This window comes from Dyella sp. SG609 (assembly GCF_012275375.1).
GTDB classification, from domain to species: Bacteria; Pseudomonadota; Gammaproteobacteria; order Xanthomonadales; family Rhodanobacteraceae; genus Dyella_D; species Dyella_D marensis.
In genome coordinates this window covers 204,936-231,102 of record NZ_JAAZQJ010000009.1, presented here as the reverse complement: position 1 = coordinate 231,102, position 26,167 = coordinate 204,936, and the positions used below count along the sequence as shown (strand labels likewise).

18 protein-coding genes are annotated in these 26,167 nt (G+C 67.0%); 9 read left to right on the top strand and 9 right to left on the bottom strand.

The window, feature by feature from the left end; translation table 11 throughout:
• Positions 1 to 375: 375 nt before the first annotated feature.
• Both FHW85_RS16755 and FHW85_RS16750 read left to right on the top strand, forming a co-directional pair.
• A complete protein-coding gene (locus FHW85_RS16755; protein ID WP_167254773.1) occupies positions 376 to 1,059 on the top strand; it encodes a rhomboid family intramembrane serine protease in 684 nt (227 codons plus the stop codon).
• A 10-nt stretch (positions 1,060 to 1,069) separates the two neighbouring features.
• Positions 1,070 to 1,396 carry a DUF1820 family protein gene (locus tag FHW85_RS16750; protein WP_167254775.1) on the top strand — a complete coding sequence of 109 codons (327 nt, stop codon included), beginning with the start codon at positions 1,070 to 1,072 and terminating at the stop codon, positions 1,394 to 1,396.
• A 3-nt stretch (positions 1,397 to 1,399) separates the two neighbouring features.
• Here FHW85_RS16750 and FHW85_RS16745 read toward each other — a convergent pair whose 3' ends face one another.
• Positions 1,400 to 2,125 carry a glutamine amidotransferase gene (locus FHW85_RS16745; RefSeq protein ID WP_167254777.1) on the bottom strand — a complete coding sequence of 242 codons (726 nt, stop codon included), beginning with the start codon at positions 2,123 to 2,125 and terminating at the stop codon, positions 1,400 to 1,402.
• Positions 2,126 to 2,164: 39 nt separating this feature from the next.
• Positions 2,165 to 3,985: a GspE/PulE family protein gene (locus tag FHW85_RS16740; RefSeq protein WP_168649004.1), complete on the bottom strand. Its 1,821-nt coding sequence runs from the start codon at positions 3,983 to 3,985 to the stop codon at positions 2,165 to 2,167.
• Positions 3,986 to 4,078: 93 nt separating this feature from the next.
• Between FHW85_RS16740 and glyQ the strand changes: the two genes are divergently transcribed.
• Both glyQ and glyS read left to right on the top strand, forming a co-directional pair.
• Positions 4,079 to 4,999, top strand: a complete 921-nt coding sequence (gene glyQ, locus FHW85_RS16735) for a glycine--tRNA ligase subunit alpha (RefSeq protein WP_167254781.1) — start codon at positions 4,079 to 4,081, stop codon at positions 4,997 to 4,999.
• On the top strand, positions 4,996 to 7,143 hold the full coding sequence (gene glyS / locus FHW85_RS16730; protein WP_168649003.1) for a glycine--tRNA ligase subunit beta: 2,148 nt from the start codon (positions 4,996 to 4,998) through the stop codon (positions 7,141 to 7,143). The genes glyQ and glyS overlap by 4 nt, the downstream gene beginning before the upstream one ends.
• 61 nt (positions 7,144 to 7,204) lie before the next feature.
• On the opposite strand, the gene FHW85_RS16725 is transcribed toward glyS, so the two are convergent.
• A complete protein-coding gene (locus FHW85_RS16725; protein ID WP_167254785.1) occupies positions 7,205 to 7,771 on the bottom strand; it encodes a helix-turn-helix transcriptional regulator in 567 nt (188 codons plus the stop codon).
• Between the two features lie 340 nt (positions 7,772 to 8,111).
• On the opposite strand from FHW85_RS16725, the gene FHW85_RS16720 reads away from it, so the two are divergent.
• Positions 8,112 to 11,165, top strand: a complete 3,054-nt coding sequence (locus FHW85_RS16720; protein ID WP_168649002.1) for a TonB-dependent receptor — start codon at positions 8,112 to 8,114, stop codon at positions 11,163 to 11,165.
• Positions 11,166 to 11,468: 303 nt separating this feature from the next.
• Positions 11,469 to 12,347, top strand: coding sequence for a DUF1481 domain-containing protein (locus FHW85_RS16715; protein ID WP_167254789.1), 879 nt, complete (start codon positions 11,469 to 11,471; stop codon positions 12,345 to 12,347).
• Between the two features lie 83 nt (positions 12,348 to 12,430).
• On the opposite strand, the gene FHW85_RS16710 is transcribed toward FHW85_RS16715, so the two are convergent.
• The 4 genes from FHW85_RS16710 to mnmG all read right to left on the bottom strand — a co-directional run bounded on the left by FHW85_RS16710 (position 12,431) and on the right by mnmG (position 19,608).
• Positions 12,431 to 14,275, bottom strand: a complete 1,845-nt coding sequence (locus tag FHW85_RS16710) for an autotransporter domain-containing protein (RefSeq protein WP_168649001.1) — start codon at positions 14,273 to 14,275, stop codon at positions 12,431 to 12,433.
• Between the two features lie 120 nt (positions 14,276 to 14,395).
• Positions 14,396 to 16,729 carry a Tex family protein gene (locus FHW85_RS16705; protein ID WP_167254793.1) on the bottom strand — a complete coding sequence of 778 codons (2,334 nt, stop codon included), beginning with the start codon at positions 16,727 to 16,729 and terminating at the stop codon, positions 14,396 to 14,398.
• A gap of 145 nt (positions 16,730 to 16,874) precedes the next feature.
• Positions 16,875 to 17,648: an RDD family protein gene (locus tag FHW85_RS16700; protein ID WP_168649000.1), complete on the bottom strand. Its 774-nt coding sequence runs from the start codon at positions 17,646 to 17,648 to the stop codon at positions 16,875 to 16,877.
• A gap of 85 nt (positions 17,649 to 17,733) precedes the next feature.
• Entirely contained in the window at positions 17,734 to 19,608 is a 1,875-nt protein-coding gene (mnmG, locus tag FHW85_RS16695) for a tRNA uridine-5-carboxymethylaminomethyl(34) synthesis enzyme MnmG (protein WP_168648999.1), read from the bottom strand.
• A gap of 503 nt (positions 19,609 to 20,111) precedes the next feature.
• Between mnmG and FHW85_RS16690 the strand changes: the two genes are divergently transcribed.
• Positions 20,112 to 20,390 carry a hypothetical protein gene (locus FHW85_RS16690; RefSeq protein WP_246866797.1) on the top strand — a complete coding sequence of 93 codons (279 nt, stop codon included), beginning with the start codon at positions 20,112 to 20,114 and terminating at the stop codon, positions 20,388 to 20,390.
• Positions 20,391 to 20,426: 36 nt separating this feature from the next.
• Here FHW85_RS16690 and pepN read toward each other — a convergent pair whose 3' ends face one another.
• Positions 20,427 to 23,078, bottom strand: coding sequence for an aminopeptidase N (pepN, locus tag FHW85_RS16685; RefSeq protein ID WP_168648998.1), 2,652 nt, complete (start codon positions 23,076 to 23,078; stop codon positions 20,427 to 20,429).
• Between the two features lie 68 nt (positions 23,079 to 23,146).
• Between pepN and FHW85_RS16680 the strand changes: the two genes are divergently transcribed.
• Both FHW85_RS16680 and FHW85_RS16675 read left to right on the top strand, forming a co-directional pair.
• The gene (locus FHW85_RS16680) at positions 23,147 to 24,157 is read left to right on the top strand and encodes an aldose epimerase (RefSeq protein WP_168648997.1); all 1,011 of its coding nucleotides are present in this window, start codon (positions 23,147 to 23,149) and stop codon (positions 24,155 to 24,157) included.
• A complete protein-coding gene (locus tag FHW85_RS16675) occupies positions 24,154 to 25,101 on the top strand; it encodes a pyridoxal-phosphate dependent enzyme (RefSeq protein WP_168648996.1) in 948 nt (315 codons plus the stop codon). Before FHW85_RS16680 ends, FHW85_RS16675 begins: the two co-directional genes overlap by 4 nt.
• An 86-nt stretch (positions 25,102 to 25,187) precedes the next feature.
• Here FHW85_RS16675 and FHW85_RS16670 read toward each other — a convergent pair whose 3' ends face one another.
• Positions 25,188 to 26,072 carry a DMT family transporter gene (locus FHW85_RS16670; protein ID WP_168648995.1) on the bottom strand — a complete coding sequence of 295 codons (885 nt, stop codon included), beginning with the start codon at positions 26,070 to 26,072 and terminating at the stop codon, positions 25,188 to 25,190.
• Between the last annotated feature and the right edge of the window lie 95 nt (positions 26,073 to 26,167).

The following is a 26,167-nucleotide window of genomic DNA, read 5'->3' as shown; positions in this document are numbered from 1 at the left end:
AACTCGGAAGTGAAACGCAGCTGCGCCGATGGTAGTGTAGCTTGCTATGCAAGAGTAGGTCATCGCCAGGGGCTTTATCCTAAAAACCCTCACCGTCTCGGTGAGGGTTTTTTCTTGGCCCGAACATAATCACTGCATTAGCTCCGCCATTAGCTCGATATCGACGTCGCCATAAGCGCTCTATTCGACACGAGTTAATCCGTACACATAATCCGAGGCAGCGTTCCAGTCGCGTAAACAGCGCACTACCGCCACCTGCTTGGCCATCCGACCGTCCACAACGCCAAACAGCAAGCAAAGAACGCCCATACGCCACACTCGCTTGGCTATGATTCGACTCCTCAGGGACCCATGCGCCAATCGGGGGATCACCGCGTGTTTGTCCAAGTCGAAACCCGCCGCCGGCAACGTACGCCGTGGGTGACCATGCTGCTCGTGCTGGCCTGCGTGCTGAGCTTTATCGGACTCGCCGTGCTGCCGCCGCGCCAGCGCCTGTCATTGCTGCTCGAATGGGGCACGGTGCCGGCGAATATTTTCGACGCCAAGGAACCGATCCTTGCGCAGCTGCACGATCCATCGCTGCTGCGCCTGGTCACCGCGCTCTTCATCCACGTCGCGTGGCTGCATGTGCTCGGCAATATGCTGTTCCTGGTGATCTTCGGACTGCCATCCGAACGCACGCTCGGCTCGGCGCGCTTTTTTCTGTTGTTCCTGTTCGGCGGCATCGTCGCCAACCTGGTCGGCGCACTCTCGCTCGCCGGTGTGCACTCCCCCATCATCGGCTGCAGCGGCGCGGTTTCCGCCGTGCTCGGCACCTACATCGCGCTGTTTCCGCGCGAGCGCCTGGGCCTGGTGCTGCCACTGGGTCTCTACCTGGAATTCGTTCGCGTACCCGCTTTCCTGCTTATTGGCATCTGGGTATTGCTGCAGCTGCTTTTCAGCTACGCCGGCCCCAGCTACGGCGCCGTCGTGTGGTGGACTCACATCGCGGGTTTCCTGTTCGGCGTGATCTATGCGCTGCTGTCGCGCAATGCCGTCGTCCGGCGCATGCGCGGATAGACTTGCATCCATGCGCAGCAAGAAACTCTACAAAGTCACCTTCCTGCATCTGGGCAAGAGCTACGAGCTCTACGCCCGGCACGTGGCATCCAGCGCGCTATGGGGCTTCACCGAAGTAGGTGAACTCGTGTTCGAACCCGCTGGCGAAGGCATTCTGGTCGACCCGACCGAAGAAAAACTGCGCGAGGAATTCAAGGACACCCGCGTCCTGCATCTGCCCATGCAGTCGGTTATCCGCATCGAAGAAGTCGAGCGCAAAGGCTCGCTGGCCATCCGCGACGCCAGTGACGGCCAGAAGGTTACGCCATTCCCGATGCCGCCACGCGGCAACCGTTGATCGTCAGCGCAGCGCCGCCATCCCGTGATGGCGCGAGAAATACCGCATCAGCCGCCGCGCGATCGGCGTCGGCGCCACCTGGCGGAAGGTATGGTGCGGATCGAAACCTTCCCGATGCATGTCGGCACGCTTGCGATGGATGTACGCACGCATCACGTCCGCGTTGAACTCGGGATGGAACTGCACGCTCACCGCATTCTTGCCATAGCGCAGCAGATGATGGGGATCGCGTTCCGAACCCGCGAGCACCGTCGCCTCTTTCGGCAGCTCCAGCACACTCTGCTCATGCGTGGTGTGCGCCCGGAACGAAGCCGGCAAAGTCGAGGCCACCGCATCGTTCTTGGCGTGCTCCGCCACCCGGATCAGCATCGTGCCGATCTCGCGCCCGCCGGGCAGATAATCCACCCGCCCACCCAGCGCATGCGCCATCAGCTGATGGCCGTAGCAGACGCCGAACAGCGGCAACTCCAGATCCATCGCATCGCGGATCCACCCCGCCGTGCGCTCGCTCCATGCCGCGCGCTCCGTCACCATCGCCGCGGAGCCGGTAATCAACGCACCGGCCACTTCGCCAGGAGGCGGCAAAGCCTCGCCCGCGGCTACATCGACAACACGCACCCGCTCCGGCGCAAGCTGCGCGCCGAGCCGGAACCAGTGCGGAAAATCGCCATGACGGGCGCGGATCGGGTCGGGTGCACGACCGGTACGAATGATCAGAACGGGTTTCATCGAGAGGCAGGTTTCATCAACAGGCGAGCTTCAACGCAGTCAGTGGGAATGGCCTTCCGGCAACTCGATCGGCGGCAGCACCGTAAGCACTTCCTGCACCGTGGTGAGTCCTCGCGCCACCTGCGCCGCCGCCGAGATACGCAGCGGCTGCATGCCCTCGGCCAGTGCGGCGGTGCCGAAGCGGCCCAGATCCAGCTGTGAGGACAGCAAGCTGCGCAGGCGCGCCGACAGAATCATCATCTCATAGATGCCCGTGCGCCCCATGAAGCCGGTATTGCGGCACTCCAGGCAGCCCACCGGCTTGAATACCGTAGTCGGCAGCGGCACCGACCAGCCATGGGTCAGCGCCGTCCATTCGTGCGGATCCTGCGCGGCCGCCTGCTTGCAATGCGGGCATAGCGTACGCACCAGGCGCTGCGCCACCACGCCGGTGAGCGTCGACTGGATCAGGTAATGCGGCACGCCCAGATCGAGCAGGCGCGTCACCGCGCTCGGCGCATCGTTGGTATGCAGCGTCGACAGCACCAGGTGGCCGGTCAGCGAAGCCTGCACCGCCATCTGCGCCGTTTCCAGGTCGCGGATCTCGCCCACCATGATGATGTCCGGATCCTGGCGCAGCAGGGTGCGCACGCCGGCGGCGAAATCCAGGTCGATCGAGGTCTGCACCTGCATCTGGTTGAGTTCCGGCGAGACCATTTCGATCGGGTCTTCCACCGTGCAGACATTGAGTTCCGGCGTGGCCAGGTACTTGAGCGTGGAGTACAGCGTGGTGGTCTTGCCCGAACCGGTAGGGCCTGTGACCAGCACGATGCCGTGCGGGCGCTCCACCATGCTGCGCCAGAGCGCGCCTTCTTCCGGCGAAAAGCCGATCTGCGAGAAATCCTTCGCGACGATATCCGGATCGAAGATACGCATCACCACCTTCTCGCCGAACGCCGTCGGCATGGTGGAAATACGCAGCTCCACTTCGCGGCCGCCGGCCGAACGCGTCTTGATGCGGCCGTCCTGCGGGCGGCGCTTCTCGGCCACGTCCATGCGCGACAGGATCTTGATGCGCGCGGTCACCGCGGTCATCACCGGCGGCGGCAGCTCGAACACCTTGTGCATCACGCCGTCGATGCGGAAACGCATCAGCCCGGCTTCACGGCGCGGTTCCAGGTGGATGTCCGAGGCGCGCTGCTCGAACGCGTACTGCAGCAGCCAGTCCACGATATGCACGACGTGGCGGTCGTCCGCGCCGACCTCGCCGCTCTTGCCCAGCTCCACCAGCTGCTCGAAGTTGAGGATGGCGGAGGAGTCGTAGCCGCTGGCCTTGGCGTCCTGGGCCAGCTGGATCGAGCGCTGTACGCCGTAGAACTCGAGCAGGTAGCGATTGATGTCCAGCGGATTGGACACCACCCGCTTCACGTCGCGGCGGATCATGTGGGAAAGATCGGTCGCCCAGCCGGCATCGAACGGTTCGCAGGTGGCGAACGTCACCTCGCCGGGCGAGGCCGCCACCGGCAGGATGCGGTGGCGCGTGGCGTAGGCGTTGCTGACCACCTGGGTCACCGCCGCCACGTTGATCTTCATCGGGTCGATCTTCAGATACGGCAGGCCCGCATGGTTCGCCAGCCATTCGGTCAGCGCCTCCAGGCTCAGCGGGCGGCCGGGGTCGCGCAGGTTCGGCAGCTTGGCGTTGGCGATCAGCACCAGCGGGTGCAGCTCCACCGAGGAGCGGCCGCTGCGGTTGCCCATGCGGACGTTCTTGGCGTCCTCGGCCTGGACGAAACCGTCCACCACCAGGGCGGCCAGCACGTCGTCGAGCGTGAGCTTGCCGCGTCGACCCAGCAGCGAAGCGATTTGCGGTGAGGCGGCCATGCGTCGGATTCCCCTCGGTTTTCTGCGCGCGATCAGGCCATGAGCATAGCGCGCGGCTATACTAACCCGCTTTATTCCAGGTCACGGAAAGCCATGTCCGCACGTACCTTCCAGGATGTGATTCAGACCCTCAACCGCTACTGGGCGGCGCAGGGTTGCGTGTTGCTGCAGCCGCTCGATACCGAGGTCGGCGCCGGCACCTTCCATCCCGCCACTTTCCTGCGCTCGCTGGGTCCGGAGCCCTGGGCCGCGGCCTACGTGCAGCCCTCGCGCCGTCCCACCGACGGCCGCTACGGCCAGAACCCCAACCGCCTGCAGCATTACTACCAGTACCAGGTGGTGATGAAGCCCAATCCGGACAATATCCTCGAGCTGTACATCGGCTCGCTCAAGGAGCTGGGCCTGGACCCGCTGGTGCACGACCTGCGCTTCGTCGAGGACAACTGGGAATCGCCCACCCTGGGCGCCTGGGGCCTGGGCTGGGAAGTGTGGTTGAACGGCATGGAAGTCACCCAGTTCACCTACTTCCAGCAGGCCGGCGGCCTGGAGTGCAAGCCGGTCACCGGCGAGATCACCTACGGCCTCGAGCGCCTGGCCATGTACCTGCAGAACGTGGACAACGTCTACGACCTGGTGTGGACGGAAAGCCCGCATGGCACCGTCACCTACGGCGACGTGTTCCTGCAGAACGAAGTCGAGCAGAGCACCTACAACTTCGAGCACGCCAACGTGCCGGAGCTGCTGCGCTGGTTCGACGTATGCGAGGGCGAAGCCAACAAGCTGATCGCCGCCGGCCTGCCGCTGCCGGCCTACGAGCAGGTGATGAAGGCCAGCCACACCTTCAACCTGCTCGATGCGCGCCGCGCCATCAGCGTCACCGAGCGCCAGCGCTACATCCTGCGCGTGCGCACGCTGGCCCGCGCGGTGGCCGAGGCCTACGTCGCGCAGCGCGAAAAGCTCGGTTTTCCGGGCCTGAAGAAGCAATCCAAGCCGTCCAAGGAGCAGGCCGCATGAGCGCCGCCAAGTCACTGCTGATCGAACTGGGCACGGAAGAACTGCCGCCCAAGGCGCTGGACGAACTCGCCGCCGCGTTCCAGCGCGGCATCTGCGACGGCCTGGCCAGGCGCGGCGTCGAAGCCGCGCTGGATCTGGCGCGTGGCTTCGCTTCGCCGCGCCGTTTGGCCGTCCATATCCCGCAGGTCGCCGCGCAGCAGCCGGAGCAGACGATCGAGCGCCGCGGCCCAGCGGTGAATGCCTCGCTCGATGCCGAAGGCAACCCGAGCAAGGCGCTGCAAGGTTTCGCGCAGTCCTGCGGTGTCACCGTCGAGCAGCTGGAAAAACTCGAAACCGACAAGGGCGCCTGGTTCGTGTTCCGCGCCGTGAAGCCCGGCCAGCCGCTGGCCGCGCTGCTGCCGGACATCCTCGACGAAACGCTCAAGAGCCTGCCCATCCCCAAGCCGATGCGCTGGGGCAATCACGACTACAGCTTCGTGCGCCCGGCCCACTGGCTGGTGATGCTGCACGGCGCCGACATCGTCGAAGGCGAGGCGCTGGGCCTGAAGAGCGGCCGCAAGTCGCGCGGCCATCGCTTCCTGCATCCGCATCCGGTGCATGTGGCCGACGCCGACATCTGGCTGGATTCGATGCGCGCCTCCCACGTGCTGGCCGACCCGGCCGAGCGCCGCCAGCGCATCCGCGCCGAGGTGGCCAGGGCCGCCGCGCAGACCGGCGGCCTGCCGCGCCTGGACGACGCCCTGCTCGACGAGATCGCCAACCTCACCGAATGGCCGTCCGCCATCGCCTGCACCTTCGAGCGCGAGTTCCTGGCCGTGCCGCCGGAAGCCCTGGTCACCACCATGGAGACCAACCAGAAGTTCGTGCCGGTGTTCGACGCCGGCGGCAAGCTCACCGAGCATTTCATCGGCATCGCCAATATCGAGAGCAAGGATCCGGCCGAGATCCGCAAAGGCTACGAGCGCGTGATCCGCCCGCGCTTCGCCGACGCCAAGTTCTTCTGGGACGAGGACCTGAAGACGCCGCTGGCCGGCTACCAGGACGAGCTCAAGAACGTCACCTACCAGCAGTCGCTGGGCAGCCTGTGGGACAAGAGCGTGCGCGTGGCGGAACTGGCGCGCATCGTGGCCAATCGCGTCGAGGTCGACGCCGGCCAGGCCACCCGCGCCGCCGCGCTCAGCAAGTGCGATCTGCTCACCCGCATGGTCGGCGAATTCCCCGAGCTGCAGGGCGTGATGGGCCGCTACTACGCCAGTCATCACGGCGAAACCGCCGAAGTGGCCGCCGCGCTGGACAGCTACTACCAGCCGCGCTTCGCCGGCGATGCCATCGCCGCGGGCAAGGTCGGCCAGGTGCTGGCCGTGGCCGAGCGCCTGGACACCCTCGCCGGCATTTTCGCCGTCGGCCTCAAGCCCAGCGGCAACAAGGACCCGTTCGCCCTGCGCCGCGCCGCGCTCGGCCTGGCGCGCACCCTGGTGGAAGGCGGCCTGGAACTGGACCTCAAGGCCAGCTTCACCGAGGCGCTGGAGCTGATCCCCGAAGCCGCGCTCGCCGCCGGCGTGAAGCCCGGCAAGGACGGCAAGGTGCCGGCGCTGGACGCCGGCAAGCGCCGCGCCGCGCTGGTCGACGAGCTGTACGACTTCGTCATCGAGCGCCTGCGCGGCTACTACGCCGAGCAAGGTTTCAATGGCGAGCAGTTCGAAGCCGTGCTGGCGGTGGCGCCGGCCTCGCTGGCCGACTTCGACCGCCGCCTGCGCGCGGTGGCGGAATTCGGCCGCCGCCCGGAGGCGCTCAGCCTCGCCGCCGCCAACAAGCGCGTGGCGAACATCCTGCGCAAGCAGGCCGAAGAAGCTGGCGCGCCAGCGGTGCAGGGCGCGGTCGACCCCGCGCATTTCGAAGCGGATGCGGAGCGCGCGCTGGCGTCGGCGCTGGCAGCGGCGAAGTCGGAAACGGCCGGTGCCCTGCAGGCGGGCGACTACACCGCCGTGCTCACCCGCCTGGCGCAGCTGCAGGCGCCGGTGGATGCGTTCTTCGACGGCGTGCTGGTGAACGCGGAAAATCCCGCGGTGCGCGCGAACCGCCTGGCCTTGCTCGGCCAGCTGCAGGCGCAGTTCACGGCCATCGCGGATATCGCGCGGCTCTGAACTTTCGCCGGCACAACGAAAAACGGCAGCCATGCGGCTGCCGTTTTTTTATTCGCCTGGCTCAGGCCAGGTGGCGATCGCGCTTGAGGCGGTCGCCCAGGCGATGATTGAACGCCACCATCGCCGCCGCATCCACGTCGTTGCCGCCCGGGCCGAGAATCTCGTACAGGTCGGCCAGCAGGTCCGCATTGTCCGCCAGCGACAGGTTGCTCTCAGCCAGATCCAGTTCGGACTGCAGGATGCGCAGCGCCGTGTTCAGGCGGTGCGGATCCATCGCCACGCCGCTCGCATGCAGCGTATCGGCGGCCGTGCGCAGCTTGGTGCGCTGGCGGTTGGTGAGCGAAGTCTCGGTGCCCAGTTCTTCGCCGGAGGTGATCGCTTCGGACTGGATCATCGAACCTTCGCCGGCCACCAGCCACACCAGGGAAATACCCATGGTCTTGGCCAGCGTCACGCAACGAGCACGGGAAGGATCGGTATTGCCGTCGCGCCAGCTGCGCACGACGCCCTCGGAGAAACCGCACATTCGCGCGATCTCGGTCACGCTGCCGACCCGCTGGATCAGCACTTTGACTCGATCGGCGAAGGTGCCCCCGATCGGCGGCGTCGTAGTTATTTGCGTAGCCATGGGGATCTCCTGGGTAGTCTGGCAGTTGACTTTTGCAAGCCAGCCTTTCGGGCCGCTTACGTATTAGCCGGGCTATAACACGGCAAGTTGTTACGAAAGGGTTGACGTTTATCTGATCTTCATCTAGCGTCGATATTTCTTACGTGAAGCTGTCGTAAGAAAGTCGATTTCTGAGCGGGGAAACGCACGAACTCCCATTTGGGAATACGCGCGAGCGAAGAAATCGCAATTCACTTTTCCCGGGAATATTGCCCGGGTGATTCAAGGGGAGAACAACGAAATGGTTTCGCATACCGTCATTGCCGCACGGCAATTGCGCCGTGCCCGCTTGGCACTCGCTTTGAGCCTGACTCTCACCGGTGGCGTCGCATTCGCCCAGAGCACGGTGGGTTCGATCTACGGAAACGCTGCCGCCGGCACGACCGTGCAGGCGGAGAACACCGGCAACGGTTTCAGCCGCCAGGTCACGGTGGGCGCCGATGGCCGCTTCAACATCGGTTCGCTGCCGCCGGGCACCTACCGGCTGACCGTCAACGAAAACGGCACGCCGTCGACGCATGAAGTCACCGTCGTGGCCGGCCAGAACCTCAACCTCAGCCCCGGCGCGAGCAAGAGCGCGAAGGAACTGGGCGTGGTGCAGGTGTCGGCCAACGCGATGCCTTCCATCGACGTGGCCCAGGTGGAAACCGCCACCGTCTTCACCGCCGCGCAGCTGCGCAATCTGCCGATCGCGCAGAACCAGACCGCGGTGGCCCTGCTGGCTCCCGGCGTGACCAAGGGCGATGCCCAGTTCGGCAACCTGGCCAGCTTCAACGGTTCGTCGGTGGCCGAGAACAGCTACTACGTCAACGGCTTCAACGTCACCAACCAGTTCAATGGCCTGAACTACTCGCAGGTGCCGTTCCAGGGCATCGGCCAGATGGAAGTGAAGAGCGGCGGCTATGGCGCGCGCTACGGCTATTCGACCGGCGGCGTGATGTCCGTGATCACCAAGCGCGGCAGCAATGAGTGGACCGGCGGCGCACGCGTGGACTGGTCGCCGGAAAGCCTGCGCGCGAACAATCCGAACCTGTACTACAACAACGGCCGCCTCGCGACGGTGCGCGAGAAGAACGAGCAGAGTGAGCGCATCGCGAGCGTGTGGCTGGGCGGTCCGCTGATCAAGGACAAGCTGTTCTTCTACGCCTTGTACAGCCAGACCGACACCGACCGCACCACCTACGGCGGCACCTACTCCAGCCCCGGCAATGATCTCGGCTCGCGCGGCATGCTGGACGACCATTGGAAAGACCCGTACTGGCTGGTCAAGCTCGACTGGAACATCAACGACAACAACGTGCTGGAATACACCGGCTTCAGCGACGTCGAACACCAGAGCGAGCGCGTCTACAAGGGCGGCATGGACGCCAGCAAGCGTCCGCTGCGCGGCTCTTACCAGGGCACGCAGTACTGGAAGACCGGCGGCCGCACCGACATCCTCAACTACACCAGCTATCTGACCGACACGCTGACCTTGACCGCGATGTACGGCCAGCTGCGTTCGGCGCGCACCACCTATGCGGTGAGCAAGGACGGCCTGTACGAGTCGTACAACGGGGTGGTCGGCGACTTCAACCAGCCGGGCTGCGTGACCGTGGCCGACCGCCGCTATCCCGTGGCGACGCTGAAGACGCTCAACCCGTACGCGTCCTGCAACTTCGCCAGCACCTTCGACAAGGTCGGCGGCAAGGACGACAAGAAGTCCGGCCGCATCGACCTGGAATGGAAGCTCGACAGCCACGACCTGCACGCCGGCTACACCAAGGACAAGTGGACGTCCGACACCGGCCAGTCGCTGTACGAAGGCGGCGTGTACTTCAATTACTACACCCGTCCGACGGCGCGCGGCGTGGACAACTCCGGTTCGCCGGAAACCAGCTACGTGCGCTCCATCGCCTTCCAGACCGGCGGCAAGGTCGACATCGAGCAGAAGGCCTTCTACATCGAAGACAACTGGGCGATCACCGACCGCTTCCTTGCTTACGTCGGCGTGCGCAACGACGGCTTCAACAACAAGAACGGCGCCGGCGAAAGCTACGTCAAGCAAAGCAACATCTGGCAGCCGCGCCTGGGCTTTTCCTGGGACGTGATGGGCGATTCGTCGCTGAAGATCTACGGCACGGCCGGCACCTACTCGCTGCCGATCGCGGCGAACGTGGCGCTGCGTGCGGCCAGCGCGTCGATCTACAGCATCCACGACCAGTACTACACCGGCGTCAATCCGATCACCGGTGCGCCGATCGGCCTGCAGAACATTCCGGATGCCGATCCGAACCACGATCGCGTCGCCTATGCGGAGACCTATTACGCCAACGGCGCCAACGGCAGGACGCCGCAGGCTTCGTGGGTGGCCGACAAGGATCTCAAGCCGTACAAGCAGGACGAGTTCATCCTCGGCGCGCAGAAGCAGCTGGACAACGACTGGACCGTCGGCATCCGCCTGATGCACCGCAAGCTGCGCAACGCCATCGACGACGCCTGCGACTGGCGCCCGTTCTACAACTACGCGGTGAACGTGCTGGGCCTGCCGCCGCAGAGCGACGCCAATCCGGGCGGCGTACCGGAAAGCACGCCCAGCGGCGTGCCGGGCTGCTACATCTTCAACCCGGGCCGCGGCGTGGATCTCAACATCCCGCTCACCCAGGACGACGCCGACGCCGGCATCTCGCGCCACGTAAAGTTGTCCTCGCATGACCTGGGCCAGCCGAAGGCCAAGCGTTCGTTCTCCTCGGTGGAGCTGTCGGCCGAGAAGAGCTGGAATGACAAGTGGTACGTCAAGGCCTCGTACGTGTGGGCCAAGAGCTACGGCAACACCGAAGGCCTGGTGAAGTCCGACATCGGCCAGGCCGATACGGGCACCACGCAGGACTTCGATTATCCCGAGCTGATGTACTACAGCAACGGCAACCTGCCGAATGATCGCAAGCACACGATCAAGGTGTACGGCTCCTGGCAGGTCACCCCGGAATGGATGGTGGGCGCCAATCTGCTGGTGCAGACCGGACGTCCGAAGAACTGCTTTGGCGTGAATGAGGATTGGGATGCGTATGCCGGCTACGGCAGCAATGCCTCCTACTTCTATTGCCAGGGCCAGCCGGTGGCGCGCGGCAGCCTGGGTCGCACCAAGACCCTGTGGAACCTGGATCTGGGCGTGAACTACAAGCCGGCATGGGCCAAGGGCCTGCAGCTGAGCATGGACATCACCAACGTGTTCAACCGCCACACCCCGCTGACCATCGACGAGGCGGGCGAGACCAATGCGACGGATTACTACCAGAGCACCTTCGGGACGCCGACCAGCTACCAGACGCCGCGCTATGTGCGTGTGGCAGCTCAGTACGACTTCTCGCTCTGACGTAGCCGTAGGGATTCTTCCAATAAATGCCCCGCCCTCACGGGCGGGGATCTCCCTGGGCCGCACGCGACATGCGGCCTCTTTTTTGTAAGATTTTTATCTAAATGACTGATTCGATGGCTATTACCATTGTCGAGTCGACTATTTCCATGCGATGACGTATGGAATGCATAAAGTAATCTTGACTTTGTCCGATTCATAAATTTTGGGGTATTCTCCGAACTTCCCCCGCGAAAATGACTCGCGCCCCTGAGCGCCAGAGCTTTCGTGACCGTGTTTGTATCGATTGATTGAGGTTCCCCAATGCGCAGGATCGTCTGGTCACTGGTGTCGGTAGCAGCGCTCGCTCTCGCCGGCTGCAATTCTTCTGATTCGTCGCAGCCCGCGGCGTCGGCTGGCGGCGAGTCCGCGCCGGCGGCTTCGGCGCCCGGCCAGCAGCCGACCAAGGCCAATGCGGTCAGCGGCACCGTGGCGCTGCGCGATGCCGCCAGCCAGGTGTCCCCGCAGGCCAAGCTTGAGATCAAGCTGCTCGATCCGGCCCAGGACGGCACCCCGCTGGCCAGCAAGACGATCGATCCGGTGGCGAACCTGCCGCAGTCGTTCGAGCTGGAATTCAATCCGGCCGACGTCAACCCGAACAGCATGTACATCGTGCAGGCCGTGCTGACCGACGGCGACCGCCGCTACACCGCGCCGCTGCAGACGCCGGTACTGACCAAGGGCGCCGGCAACCAGGTGTCGATCCAGCTGGTGGGCGAGCAGACCCCGGGCGAGAAGGAACTGGCCGCGTTCAATGCGGTGCAGAAGCAGATCGGCGGCATGAAGATCACCAGCGGCACCAAGCTGGAAGACAAGGTCTCGCGCGGCTGGCAGGTGTTCCGCGAAGCCGGCGAAGTGAAGTTCATCCGCGAGCAGGTGGACTACGGCGACAAGGGCTTCACCACCACCGACTACGCCTACAAGGACGGCAAGCCGTGGGTCGTGGTGCAGCAGAAGAAGCCGAGCAAGGACGGCAAGCCCAGCTCCACCGAGCGCGCCGGCTGGAACGCCGACGGCGCCCTGGTGCTGAAGCAGGAGCAGGCCGGCAGCAAGACCGACGCGCTGGCCGACGACGAAGCCGCCAGCCTGCAGAAGCAGGCCACCAGCATCCTGAGCCTGGCCACCAACGGCAAGAACAAGTAAGCGCCGCTGCCGCCTTCAGGGCATGAAAAAAGCCGTCCGCTCGCGCGGACGGCTTTTTTATTTGGCGTGGCTGGAAAGCCGGCTCAGAAGCCGACTTTCACGCCCAGGTTGACGCTGTTGTACTTCTGGCTGTCGTCGCCGAAGCGGCCGCTGTAGCCCACCCAGCCGGTGACGTTCTCGCTGAACTGGGCGGACACGCCCACGTCGGCGGTGCCCCAGGTCTTGTCCGGCAGGAACCCGGTAAGGGCGAACTGGCCGGGCATGCTGACCACACCGGCGGTGACGCTGCGCGGGTCGGCCTTGCTGTCGTGGTTCCAGGCCAGCTCGGCGTACGGCGCCAGCATCATGCCGCCGGCCTGCCAATGGCCCTGCAGGCGCCAGCCCAGGGTGGAGATCAGCGCGTCGCGCTGCTGGCGGCCGAACCACATGGTGGTGCTGTCATTGCCGCTTTCGGTGTAGCCGTTGACCTTCACGGTCTGCCATTCCACCGTGGCGAACGGACCGGTGCGGATCGAGTCGAAGTTGAACCACCAGCCGCCGGTGGCGCCGCCGCCGAGGCGATTGCCGTCGGCCTTGCCGCTCTCGCTGCGCGACATGGCGCCGAGCTGGATGCGGCGCTCGATGTCGGTGAAGTTCGACTGCGCGTAGTTCAGGTAGCCGCCGATGTAGCCGCCGCCGTTGTGGTACGTGAGGTAGCCCAGGCCGCTGATGTCCTGCAGCTTGTAGCCGCCGCCGCCGGCGAAATCGGCATTGTGCTGGCCGATGCCCAGCGCCACGCCCATCGAGATGTGCTCGCTGGCGCGCACGTCGGCGCCGACGGTCAGATTGACGTTGTTGCTGGTGGTCTTGGGCGAGCTGCTCTGCTCGTCGAAGCGCTGGTGGGCGTAGTCGACGTTGGCGAAGAAGCGCGTGTCGCTGCCCACAGCGTCGGCCAGCATCTCGTTGCGGATGGCGCGGGTCTGCGCGGCAGCAGCGGCCAGCGGGGCTTCGCCCAGCATGGAGATCTGGCCCGGCGCCTGGATCAGCGACACCACGTACTGGCCCAGCATGGCGTGGGCGGCGGTGGTCGGGTGCACGCCGTCGGCGAACAGATAGGTGTTGTTGGTGCCCGCGGCGTAGCTGAAGGGCAGGCCGGAACCGGCCGGGCCGCACTGCACCGAGCTGCCGTTGCAGGCCGGCGTGGTGACGTTGGTGAAGCCGTAGGCCGACGGGTTGGCGATCACCTCGTTGAGCAGCTGGAAGGTGTTCACCGGGATCACGTTCAGGCCGTTGTTGCTCAGCTGGGTGATGCCCGCATTGAGCACGCCGTTGAAGGCGAGCGACAGCTGGGTGGCGCCGGCCGAGGCGGCCGCGCCGCCGGCGAGGCCGGACGGGGTCTTGCCGATGTCGGGCAGGTTGTAGACCACCACGTACTTGGCGCCGGCAGCCTGCATCTGGCCGATCAGGCCCACTTCGGTCTGCGCGGCGGACACGGCGCCCGCGGCCAGCACGTTCGGATTGGTCGAGCTGGCGGTCAGGTAGAAGATGTCGTTGGCGCCGCCCCAGACCTGGTACAGCGCCTTGCCGTCGGCGTGGCCGCCGTTGGCCGCCAGGTACATCTGGAACTGCTGCGGCAGCATCGGCACGCCGGCCGGGGTGCCCGGCGAGTTGTGCTGCAGGCCGGCGCCGCCGAAGGCGTAGTCGGTGCCGCCGGAGAGGGACGCCGTCACCGGCAGGCTCAGTGCCGCGGCGACGTTCTCCGCCGTGGTGGTGCCGGGGTTGGTGGTGAAACGCAGCGGGGTCGGCGAACCCGACAGCTTGGCGATGTTGCCGGCGTCGCTGAGGCTGTCGCCGATGACCACGACCTTGCTGAAGTCGGTGGCGGCGGCGGCAGTGCTGAACAGCAGGCCGGCGGCGATGGCGCCGGCGAGATGGCGGATGCGGGGCATGTCGGTAACGCTCCTTGAGCCGGGATGGCTTTTGTTATTCGCGCGTTACGGTAATGCATGCCCATACGTCAGCGCATGCTGCGCTGCATCGCAGCGCAGCATGGTCGGACAGGGCCGGGCTCAGCGCTTCATGGCGCGCGACAGCGCATCCGCGAACGCACTGTTGGCCGGCGCCGCCGCCGGCTTGGGCGCGCCGCCGCCCGGGCGCGGTCCGCGGCCGTCGCGCGGACCGCCGCGGTTGTCGCTGTTGCCGCCGCCGGCCGGGCGGCCGCCGCGGGCCTGGCCCGGCTCGTCGTCCAGGCGCATGGACAGGCCGATGCGCTGGCGCGGCAGGTCCACTTCCATCACCTTGACCTTGACGATGTCGCCGGCCTTCACCGCATCGCGCGGATCCTTGACGAAGGTGTGCGACAGCGCCGACACGTGCACAAGGCCGTCCTGGTGCACGCCGATGTCGACGAAGGCGCCGAACGCGGCCACGTTGGTGACGCGGCCTTCCAGGATCATGCCGGGGCGCAGGTCCTTCAGGTCTTCCACGCCCTCGGCGAAGCTCGGCGCGACGAACTCCGGGCGCGGGTCGCGGCCGGGCTTCTCCAGTTCTTTCAGGATGTCGCGCACGGTCGGCACGCCGAAGCGCTCGTCGGTGTATTGCTCGGGCTTGAGGCCGCGCAGGAAGCCGCTGTCGCCGATGATGCTTTTCACCTCGCGCCCGCACTGGGCAATGATGCGCTCCACCACCGGATAAGCTTCCGGATGCACCGAGCTCGCATCCAGCGGATTGTCGCCGCTGGGAATGCGCAGGAAGCCCGCGCACTGCTCGAACGCCTTCTCGCCCAGGCGCGGCACTTTCAGCAGGGCCATGCGGTTGGGGAACGGGCCGTTGGCGTCGCGGTGCTTGACCACGTTCTCGGCCACGCTGGCGCTTAAGCCCGCCACGCGGGTGAGCAGCGCGGCCGAAGCGGTATTCACGTCCACGCCCACCGCATTCACGCAGTCCTCGACCCTGGCGTCCAGTGCGCGCGCCAGCTTCACCTGGTTCACGTCGTGCTGGTACTGGCCCACGCCGATGGCCTTGGGCTCGATCTTCACCAGCTCGGCCAGCGGGTCCTGCAGGCGGCGCGCGATGGACACGGCGCCGCGCAGGCTCACGTCCATGTCGGGGAATTCCTTGGCCGCCACTTCCGAGGCCGAATACACCGAGGCGCCGGCTTCGCTCACCACGATCTTCGACAGCTTCAGGTCCGCGTGCTTCTTGATCAGCTCGCCGGCCAGCTTGTCGGTCTCGCGCGAGGCGGTGCCGTTGCCGATCGCGATCAGGTTCACGCCATGCTGCTTGCACAGCACGGCCAGGCGCGCGATGGACTGGTCCCACTGGTTGCGCGGCTCGTGCGGATACACGGTGTCGGTGGCCAGCACCTTGCCGGTGGCGTCCACCACCGCGACCTTCACGCCGGTGCGGATGCCCGGGTCCAGGCCCATCACCGTCCTGGCGCCGGCCGGCGCGGCCAGCATCAGGTCCTTGAGGTTGTCGCCGAACACGCGGATCGCTTCGTCCTCGGCGCTTTCGCGCACGCGGCCGAACAGGTCCAGCGTGAGGTGCAGGTGCAGCTTCACGCGCCAGGTCAGGCGCACGGTTTCGCGCAGCCAGGCGTCGGCGGGGCGGCCGCGGTCATGAATGCCGGCATGCGCGGCCACGCGGCCTTCGCCTTCCAGGTGGCCCTGCTCGGCGTCGGCGGTGGGCGCCAGTTCCAGTTCGATCACGCCCTCGTTGCGCGCGCGCATCAGCGCCAGCAGGCGGTGCGAGGGGATCTTGCCGATCGCTTCCATGTGGTCGAAGTAGTCGCGGAACTTCGCGCCTTCGTTCTCCTTGCCTTCCACCACCTTGGCGCGGATCTGGCCCTTGTCCCACAGCCAGTCGCGCAGCTCGCCGACCAGGTGGGCGTCTTCGGCGATGCTTTCCATCAGGATCGCGCGCGCGCCGTCGAGCGCGGCGCGCACGTCGGCCACGCCCTTCTCGGCGTCGACGAACTGCGCGGCGAAGGCCTCGGGCGCCTGCGTGGGATCGTTGCGCAGGCCCAGCGCCAGCGGCTCCAGGCCGGCTTCGCGCGCGATCTGCGCCTTGGTGCGGCGCTTGGGCTTGTACGGCAGGTAGAGGTCTTCCAGGCGCGCCTTGGTGTCGGCGTCGAGGATGTCGCGCTTGAGCGCATCGGTGAGCTTGCCCTGTTCCTCGACGCTGGCCAGGATCGCGCCGCGGCGGTCTTCCAGCTCGCGCAGGTAGCGCAGGCGTTCTTCGAGCAGGCGCAGCTGGGTGTCGTCGAGGCCGCCGGTGGCTTCCTTGCGGTAGCGCGCGATGAACGGCACGGTGGCGCCGCCGTCCAGCAGGTCGACGGCCGCGATGACCTGGTCCGGTTTGGCGGCGATGTCCTGGGCAATGCGATGTTCGATGCTGAGCATGGGGTACTGACGATTCCTTGGAAGACACAAAGGGGCGCGGCATGCCGCGCCGGTCGGGCGTGGAATGATAACAAGCGTGGGAAAGGCCGAAAAACGCAGGGAACGCCAGGGTTCCCTGCGCGGGCTCGGTGCGCGAGCTCAGGGGTCAGGCGTTGAACGAACCCTTGTTCGTCTCGTTCGGCGGCGCGGATGCGGCATTCGCCAGTTCGTTGGCGCGGCCGTTCAGCACCAGGGTGCCGGCGATCATGTCGTGCAGGCCCTGCTTGCGCTCGGTGAAGGCCACCATCAGATAGCCGATGCACAGGATCATGCCGCTGAGCATCTTGGCGAAATAGCGGCCGGTGGCGCGCAGGAAGCTGATGCGGTTGCCTTTGAGATCCACCACGCGGATGCCCATCGCCAGCTTGCCCAGCGTGGCCTGCCAGGACGAGCTCTCGCACAGCGCGAAATACAGCCAGGCGATCACGATCTGCATCAGCATCGCCGGCAGCATGGCGCCGTAGAACGCGCTGTAGGCGGACATCAGCGCGGAAGGATCGCCGCTGGCGCTCTGCGCGCTCTGCATCAGCGCGCTCTGCGCGGCATCGGCGCCGAGCATCTTGCTGATCAGCAGATTGGGGATGACCAGCACGATGTAGTCGAGGATGTAGGCCACCACGCGCTTCCAGAAGCCGGCGTGGTCTTCCAGCGAGCGCTCGGCGCCGGGTGCGGTCTGCAGCGGGGCCTTGGGCGGGGAATACACGCGGTCGAGCGCGGGCGGCTCTTCGGGAAACAGCGCGGACAGCGGTTTCCAATCCGCCATGCCCTGGTACCAGCCCAGGTCGTCCGGGCTCACTTTGCCGGTGCGCAACCACTCGCGCACGTCGCTTTCGCTATAGGGGCCATGCCGCTCGCCATCCCGGCCGATCCAGACTTCCATCGTTCGTGCTCCCATCGGTGGAAGCCGCATCATGCCACGCCCGCGCAGCGGTTCCATGTCCGTGCGCGGCGGCGCCGCGGGCCTCTCAGGCCGCGCGGCGCTTCAGATGCACCAGCAGCAGCGAGATCGCCGCGGGGGTGACGCCGCTGATGCGCGAGGCCTGGCCGATGGTCTGCGGCAGCGCGCGCTTGAGCTTGAGCAGCACCTCGGCGGACAGGCCGCGCACCTTGTCGTAGTCGAAGCCGTCGGGAATGGCCGTCTGCTCGTGGCGGCGCTGGCGTTCGATTTCCTCGCGCTGGCGCTCCAGGTAGCCGGCGTACTTGGCCTGCACTTCCACCTGGGCGGCGACGTCGGCGTCGCTCACGGCGGGGCCCAGTTCCGGCACGGTGGCCAGGCGGGCGTAGTCCAGTTCCGGGCGGCGCAGCAGGTCCAGCGCGTTGCTCTCGCGGCTGACCGCGATGCCGAGCTGGCGCTCGATCGCCGCGCCCAGCGCGTTGTTCGGCGCCGCCCACAGCGTGCCCAGGCGCTGCGTTTCCCGTTCCACCGCTTCGCGCTTGGCGCGCAGCGCATCGAAGCGCTGCTGCGGCACCACGCCCAGCGCATGGCCGGTTTCGGTGAGGCGCAGGTCGGCGTTGTCCTCGCGCAGATGCAGCCGGTACTCGGCGCGCGAGGTGAACATGCGGTAGGGCTCGATGGTGCCGTTGCTGGTGAGGTCGTCGATCAGCACGCCGATGTAGGCCTCGTCGCGGCGCGGATACCACGGCGCCTTGCCCTGCGTGGCCAGCGCGGCGTTGAGGCCGGCGATCAGGCCCTGCGCGCCGGCTTCCTCGTAGCCGGTGGTGCCGTTGATCTGCCCGGCGAAGTACAGCCCGGGAATGCCCTTGGTTTCCAGCCAGGGCTGCAGGCCGCGCGGGTCGAAGTAGTCGTATTCGATGGCATAGCCGGGGCGCGTGATGTGTGCGCGCTCGAAGCCCTTGATCGAATGCACCAGGTCCAGCTGCACGTCGTAGGGCAGGGAGGTGGAAATGCCGTTCGGGTAGATCTCGAAGGTATCCAACCCTTCCGGCTCGATGAAGATCTGGTGCGAGGACTTCTCGGCGAAGCGCACCACCTTGTCCTCGATCGAGGGGCAGTAGCGCGGGCCCACGCCTTCGATCTGGCCGGTGTACAGCGGCGAGCGGTCGAGCGCGCCGCGGATCACTTCGTGGGTGCGCTCGCTGGTGTGGGTGATCCAGCAGTTGACCTGGCGCGGGTGCTCGCCGCGCGAACCGAGGTAGGAGAACACCGGGGCGGGATCGTCGCCGGGCTGCTCTTCCAGGCCGGTGAAGTCGATGCTGCGCAGGTCGATGCGCGGCGGCGTGCCGGTCTTCAGGCGGTCGGCCGCCAACGGCAGCTCGCGCAGGCGCTGCGCCAGGGTGGTGGCCGGCGGGTCGCCGGCGCGGCCGCCGGCGTACTGCGCCTGGCCGATATGGATCTTGCCGGCCAGGAAGGTGCCGGCGGTGAGCACCACCGCCCGGGCGCGGAAGCTCAGGCCCATCTGGGTCATCACGCCGACCACGCGGCCGCCTTCCAGCAGCAGGTCGTCCACGGCCTGCTGGAACAGTTCGAGGTTAGGCTGGGTTTCCACGATGCGGCGGATCGCCGACTTGTACAGCGCACGGTCCGCCTGGCAGCGCGTGGCGCGCACGGCCGGACCCTTGGAGGCGTTGAGCGTGCGCCACTGGATGCCGGCACGGTCGGCCGCGCGCGCCATGGCGCCGCCCAGGGCGTCGATTTCCTTGACCAGATGCCCCTTGCCGATGCCGCCGATGGCCGGGTTGCAGCTCATCTGGCCGATGGTCTCGATGTTGTGGCTGAGCAGCAGCGTGCGCGCGCCGGTGCGGGCCGCGGCGAGCGCGGCCTCGGTGCCGGCATGGCCGCCGCCGACCACGATGACGTCGTAGGGAATCGGGTGAAGCATGGTGAAGACCGCCTGCGGGCGCCTGAGTGGAGCGGAGAAAGCGATATGGTAACTCGATCAGTGCCTTAGCACGTCGAGCCATTTTCCTGGCACGGATCCTGCTTTTATCCCTGTGCACTTTCACTGGGCAGACGCTGCGCGGAGACGCGCGCAGAGACCGAACGGACAGGGGTTCGGTCGCGTGCCGGGGAGAGGAAGCAAGACGGCGCCCATTGGGCGCCGTCGTTTTTTCTGCTTGCCGGAGGCTGGGAGAAGCTTGGGTCCGGCCAGAATAAGATCTGGCGCCCGGCGGTCTCAGGAACAGGGGGAATCCAGGATGACCGTGTTGCCGGGCGCCAGAAACCGTGAATGCGGTGGGCGCAGGCGGCGCTGCCGCCTCGTCGTGAAGGCGATAATTGCCCCTGCAGCGTGAACATGGGGTGACTAAAACGGAGATTTGTGCCGGAGCGCGGCAGCAGCTGACGTCCTGCGTCATTCCGTGATCCGTGCCCGGGAATTCCGTGATGAGTATCCAGGTGGCACGTGATGCACATCACAAACAATGGCACGCCGGTTGCTTCGCCTTCCCCGCCGTAGCGTTTCAAGGGGGCAAGGCCATGGACATGAGCATCGACTTCAAGGCGTTCTTTCCGCACCACGATCTGCTGATCGAAATGGGTCGCGTGGAAATGGCGATGGAGCATCTGGATCAGCGCGCCGACGACGAGCGCCGCTCGCTGCGTCCCCGGCTGGAATCGCGCATGCACCGCCTGCGCAGCGAGCTCGATCACCTCGTCGTCTGAAGCGGCCCGGCGCGCCGGGCCACCCGCTCGCTTCGCCTACTCGTGCAGCATGCTCTGCACGATCTCGCCGAGATTGCGCGACAGGCCTTCCCGTTCCGCCAAAGCGGCAATCGCTTCCCTGGCGCGTGCGCGGCGCACCGGCTCCAGCCGGCGCCAGCCGTTGAACACGGTGGCCAGCCGGGCGGCGATCTGCGGATTGAGCGCATCCAGCGCGGCCAGCCGTTCCGCCAGCAGCCGATAGCCCGCCCCGTCGGTGCGGTGGAAACCCGACGGGTTGCTGCGCGCCCAGGCGCCATAGAGTGAATTGACCCGGTTGGGATTCTTCAGGGTGAACGCGGCGTCCCGCTCCAGCGCCTGCACGGTCGCCAGCGCCGGCTCGCCGGGTTGCTGGGTCTGCACGCTGAACCACTTGTCCAGCGCCAGCGGGTTGTCCGCATAGCGCTGGCGGAAATGCGCCAGCGCCTCCACGGCCTGCGGCGCGCCGGTGCGCACCAGCACCGCCAGCGCGGCGAGGCGGTCGGTCATGCCGGGCGCGCGTTCGTATTGCTGCTCGGCCAGAGCCTGAGCACGTGGCGTATCGAGCAGGGCGAGCAGATCGAGCATGCGCCGCTTCAGCCGGCGCTGCGCCTGGCTGGCGGCGTCGAGCTTTTCGCTGGTCCGGGCGGACAAGGCCTGATAGCGCGCCAGGATGGCCTCGGCGCCCAGGCGTTCGGCCAGCCGCCGCTGCAGTTGTTCGCGCATGGCATGGATGCGCTGCGGATCCGCTTCGCGCTCGCGCTCGGCCAGCTCCACCTCGCCGGGTGGCGTCATCAGGTCGGCCAGCAGGGCGGGATCCACGCCGTCTTCGGCAAACAGCTCCGCCAGTGCACCGCTCCACGCCTCCACCGCCTCGCCGCCGCCATGTTCGCGCAGCGCCTCGTATGCGCAGGTGGCCAGTTGCTGCCCGGCCTGCCAGCGGTTGAAGCCGTCGGCGTCGTGGCGCAGCAGCAGGGCGAGGTCGGCCGCGGCGTCCATGCCTTCCAGGATCACCGGCGCCGAGAAGCCACGCAGCAGCGACGGCACCGGCGCGGCGTCGACATCGCGGAACACGATCTGCTGTTCGGCCTTGTCGGCCACCACCACCAGCTCGGTCGCACCCGACTGCGGATGTCCGTCGACATGCAGCGGCAGCATCCGCCCATCGCGCGCGAACAGCGCGAGCTTCACGGGAATCGGCAACGCCCGCTTCTCCGCCTGCCCGGGCGTAGGCGGCGTGTGCTGGGCCAGCGTGAGCGCGTACTCGCGCCGCATCGCGTCGTAACGGCCGCTGGCGCGCAGGCGCGGCGTACCCGCCTGCGCATACCAGGCCAGATAAGGCGACAGATCGATCCCGTTCGCCTCGCCCAGCGCGCCGAGGAAATCCTCGATCGTCGCTGCCCGCCCATCGTTGCGCGAGAAATACAGATCCATGCCGCGCCGGAAACCTTGCTCGCCCAGCCGCCCCGCGATCATCCGCACCAGCTCCGAACCCTTCTCGTACACCGTCGCGGTATAGAAGTTGTTGATCTCGCTGTACTGCGCCGGACGCACCGGATGCGCCAGCGGGCCGGCATCTTCCGGGAACTGCGCGCGGCGCAGCAGCGCCACGTCCTCGATGCGTTTCAGCGCCGGCGAATTCATGTCCGCCGAGAACTGCTGCTCGCGGAATACCGTCAGCCCTTCCTTCAGCGACAGCTGGAACCAGTCGCGGCAGGTGACGCGGTTGCCGCTCCAGTTATGGAAGTACTCGTGCGCCACCACCGCTTCCACCGCGCGGTATTCGTCGTCGGTGGTCGAATCCGGATCGGCCAGCAGGTATTTCGCGTTGAAGATATTGAGGCCCTTGTTCTCCATCGCGCCCATATTGAAATCGTGGGTGGCGACCACGTGGAAAACGTCCAGGTCGTAGTTGCGCCCGTAAGCCTGCTCGTCCCAGCGCATCGAACGCTCCAGCGCATCCATTGCGTAGTGGCAGCGGTCGATCACGTTGGCCTCGGACCAGATCACCAGCTTGACCGCGCGCCCGTCCGCCGTGCGGTAATCGTGCTCGATTTTTTCCAGCCGCCCGGCCACCGTGGCGAACAGATAGCTCGGCTTCGGATGCGGATCGACGAACCGCGCCCAATGCCGCCCGTCCTGCATCTCGCCCGCGCCTTCGGGATTGCCGCCGGCCAGCAGCACCGGGAAGCGTGCCTTGTCGGCGCGCAGCGTCACCGTGTAGCGGGCCAGCACGTCCGGCCGGTCGGGAAAGAACGTGATGTGGCGAAACCCTTCCGCCTCGCACTGCGTCAGCAGGAAGCCGCTTTCGCGCGAACCCGACAGATACAGGCCTTCCAGCGCCGTGTTCCGCGCCGGCTGCAGGCGTACCCGCGTTTCCAGCACGCTGCCGTCGCGCGCGCCATCCACTTCCAGCTCGCCTTCGTTCTGGCGGTAGCGGCTGGCATCCAGCGGCTGGCCATCCAGTGCGATGGAAAGCAGCTCCAGCCCTTCGCCATCCAGCCGCAGCGGTTCGTCCTGCGCGGGGTCTCGGCGCAGGAGCAAGCGGGACGACACCTCGGTGACGTCGATCCCTAAGTCGAACTCCAGTTCGACGCGCTCCACCCGCCAGGCGGGTGCGCGGTAATCGCTGAGGCGGATGGTAGGTGCGGAAAGCTGGTCGCGTGCGCTCATGGGGGACATTGGCAGGCTGCGGAGACGGTTCAGGCTAACATGCGGCATTTTCGCAGCAGGACAAGCTAATGCCGAGCCATGCCTACCGCGCCGGACGCAGCAGCGTGGGACCCCACGAGATCGTGATCCTGGAAGACCCTTCCCGCGGCCGCCGCGTGCGCATCGCGCGGCGCGGCGCCACCGTGATCGGGCTGGAACAGACCCTGGGCGCGGCCACGCTGGACCTGGCCGATGGCTACCGCGACGCCGCCGAGCTGGACAGCCGCCCCAGCTCGCGCTTCGCCATCATGGCGCCGTTCGCCAACCGCATCGACGATGCGCGCTACAGCTTCGATGGCGAAACCCACGACCTGCAGCCGGGCATCGAGGGCGCGCAGCGGGCGGCGCGGCATGGCTTCGTGCGCGGCGTGGATTTCGAGCTGGCCGGTTTCGGCGCGAACGAATTGGGTGCGCATGTCGAATTCCGCACCTCGGCGATCCGCCCCGGCGTGCATCCGGGCTACCCCTTCGCGATCGACCTCAGCATCAGCTACCTGCTCGATGCCGACGGCCTCACGCTGGAAGCCGGCATGCGCAATGTCGGCGACCGCGCGGCGCCGTGCTTCTTCGGCTGGCATCCGTACTTCCGCCTGGGCGACGGGCCGGCCGATGCCTGGGAACTGCAGATTCCCGCCGAGACCATCGTGCGCACCGACGCCCACTACATCCCGCTGCCCGGCAAGGCGGCGCACGTGCCGATGCAGGAAGAGCCCGCGCTGGATTTCCGCCGCCCGCGCCCGATCGGCGCACACGAGATCAACCATGCTTACGCGCAGCTGCGCCTGGACGAGGACGGCCGCGCCCGCACCCGCCTGCGCGATCCCGACAGCGGCCTGGGCCTGGCCGTGTGGCAGGAGTCCGGCGTGATGCTGGTGTTCACCGCCGACACCGTCACGCGCGACGTGCGCCGCTCGGTGGCGCTGGAGCCGATGGAAAGCTGGGCCGATGCCTTCAACCGGGCGGATTGCGCCGATGCCATCCGCCTCGAACCCGGAACCGAACGCCGCTTCCGCTGCGGCGTGGAGATCGAACTGCCATGAGTGCACTGCCCGACCTCGACCAGATCCGCGACGCCGCCGCGCGCATCGCTCCTTACGCCGTGGTGACGCCGGTGCTGCGCAGTGCGCGCCTGGATGCGCTGGCCGGCGCGGAACTGCATTTCAAATGCGAGAACCTGCAGCGCGGCGGCGCGTTCAAGTTCCGCGGCGCCTGCAATGCGGTGTGGTCGCTGGACGACGAACAAGCCGCGCGCGGCGTGGTCACGCACTCCTCCGGCAATCACGGCAATGCCTTGGCGATGGCGGCCGCCACGCGCGGCATCACGGCGCATGTGGTGGTGCCCGCTGGCGCGGTGCGCGCCAAGGTGGATGCGATCGAACAGGCCGGCGCGGTGCTGCATCGCTGCGGGCCGACGCAAGCGGCGCGCGAGGCGATGTCCGCCGAGGTGCAGCGCCAGACCGGCGCGGAAATGGTGCATCCCTATGCCGACCCGCGCGTGATGGCGGGGCAGGGCACGCTGGTGCTGGAGCTGCTGCGCCAGGTGGAAGGCATCGATGCGCTGATCACGCCGCTCGGCGGCGGCGGGCTTGCCGCCGGTTGCGCGATTGCCGCGCATGGCCTGAAGCCGGAGCTGGCGATGTTCGGCGCGGAGCCGGCGGGTGCGGACGATATCGCGCAGTCGCTGGCGCGCGGCGCACGCATCGAGTCCTTTCATCCGGACACCATCTGCGATGGCCTGCGTGCACTGGTCGGCGAGCCGAACTTCGAAGCGCTGCGCACGCATCGCACGCAGGTGATCACCGTCAGCGACGAAGAAGTGGTCGCGGCGATGAAGCTGCTGTGGCGCGAACTGAAGCTGGTGATCGAACCGTCCAGCGCCACCGTGCTGGCCGCGGTGCTGAAGCAGCCCGAGCATTTCGCCGGCCGCCGCGTCGGCCTGGTGCTGACCGGCGGCAACGTCGATCTCGACGCGCTGCCCTGGTGAAAACCGTAGAACCGTAGGTTGGGGTGAGCCGCAGGCGAACCCCAGCTTTCCCGCACTGTTGGGGTTCGCCTGCGGCTAACCCCAACCTACGCCGGCCTCTTCAATTTCAAACCGCTCACCGCAAGCAAGCCGGCAAGAACCAGCGCCATACCCACCCATTCCATCGCCGACGGCTGCTCGTGCAGGATCGCCCACGCCAGCAGCACGCTGACGATCGGCACGCCCAGGCTCGAAAGGCTCGCCACCGCGGTCGGCAGGCGCTGCAGCACCAGCAGCCACAGGCCCCAGGCCACGCTCGACGCCAGCACCACGCTGTAGGCCAGGCCCGCGATCAGCTCCCAGGTCCAGTCGATCGGCCGCTGCGGCACCAGCAGCGCCACCACGCACAGGCCCAGCGCGCCGAACAGCATCTGCCACGCGGTGAGGTTGAGCGGCGTCGGCTTGTGCCGCTGGAACATGCGCTTGCTCAGCACCGTGCCCATCGCCCAGGCCGCGCCCGCAGCGATCGCCAGCAAGGTGCTGCCGCCGGTGCCCAGGCCGCGCCAGGGTTCGATGATGCATACCAGGCCCAGCGCGGCGAGCGCGAGTCCCGCCCAATGCCGCGGCGTGGGTTTCTCGCGCAATACCACCCACGCCAGCAGCACCGCCCAGAACGGCATGGTGTAGGCGAGCAGTGCGACGCGTCCCGCACCGCCTTCCACCAGCGCCCACTGGCCAAGGCCCTGGAACGCCGCGGTCTGGCACAAGCCGATCAGCGCCGTCGGCAGCAGCGGCGGCGGACGCAGCGGCTGCCGCGTCGCCAGCAGCACGCCGAACAGCACCAGCGCGCCCAGCGTGTAGCGCAGCGCGGAGAACTGGAACGGCCCCGCATGCTGCAGCACCTGCTTCATCACCACCCAGCTGTAAGCCCAGATGAGGATGGTGACGAGCATCGCGGCGATCGCGCCGCGCCTGGAAGCATTCGAAGACATGTGGCCTGCGCAAATTTTTTCGCCGGGCCGGTGCGCGGCGTGAGTGGAAAGAGGTCAGCAATGCGCAAGCTTGGCGATGGATCGACGTGCGTCGA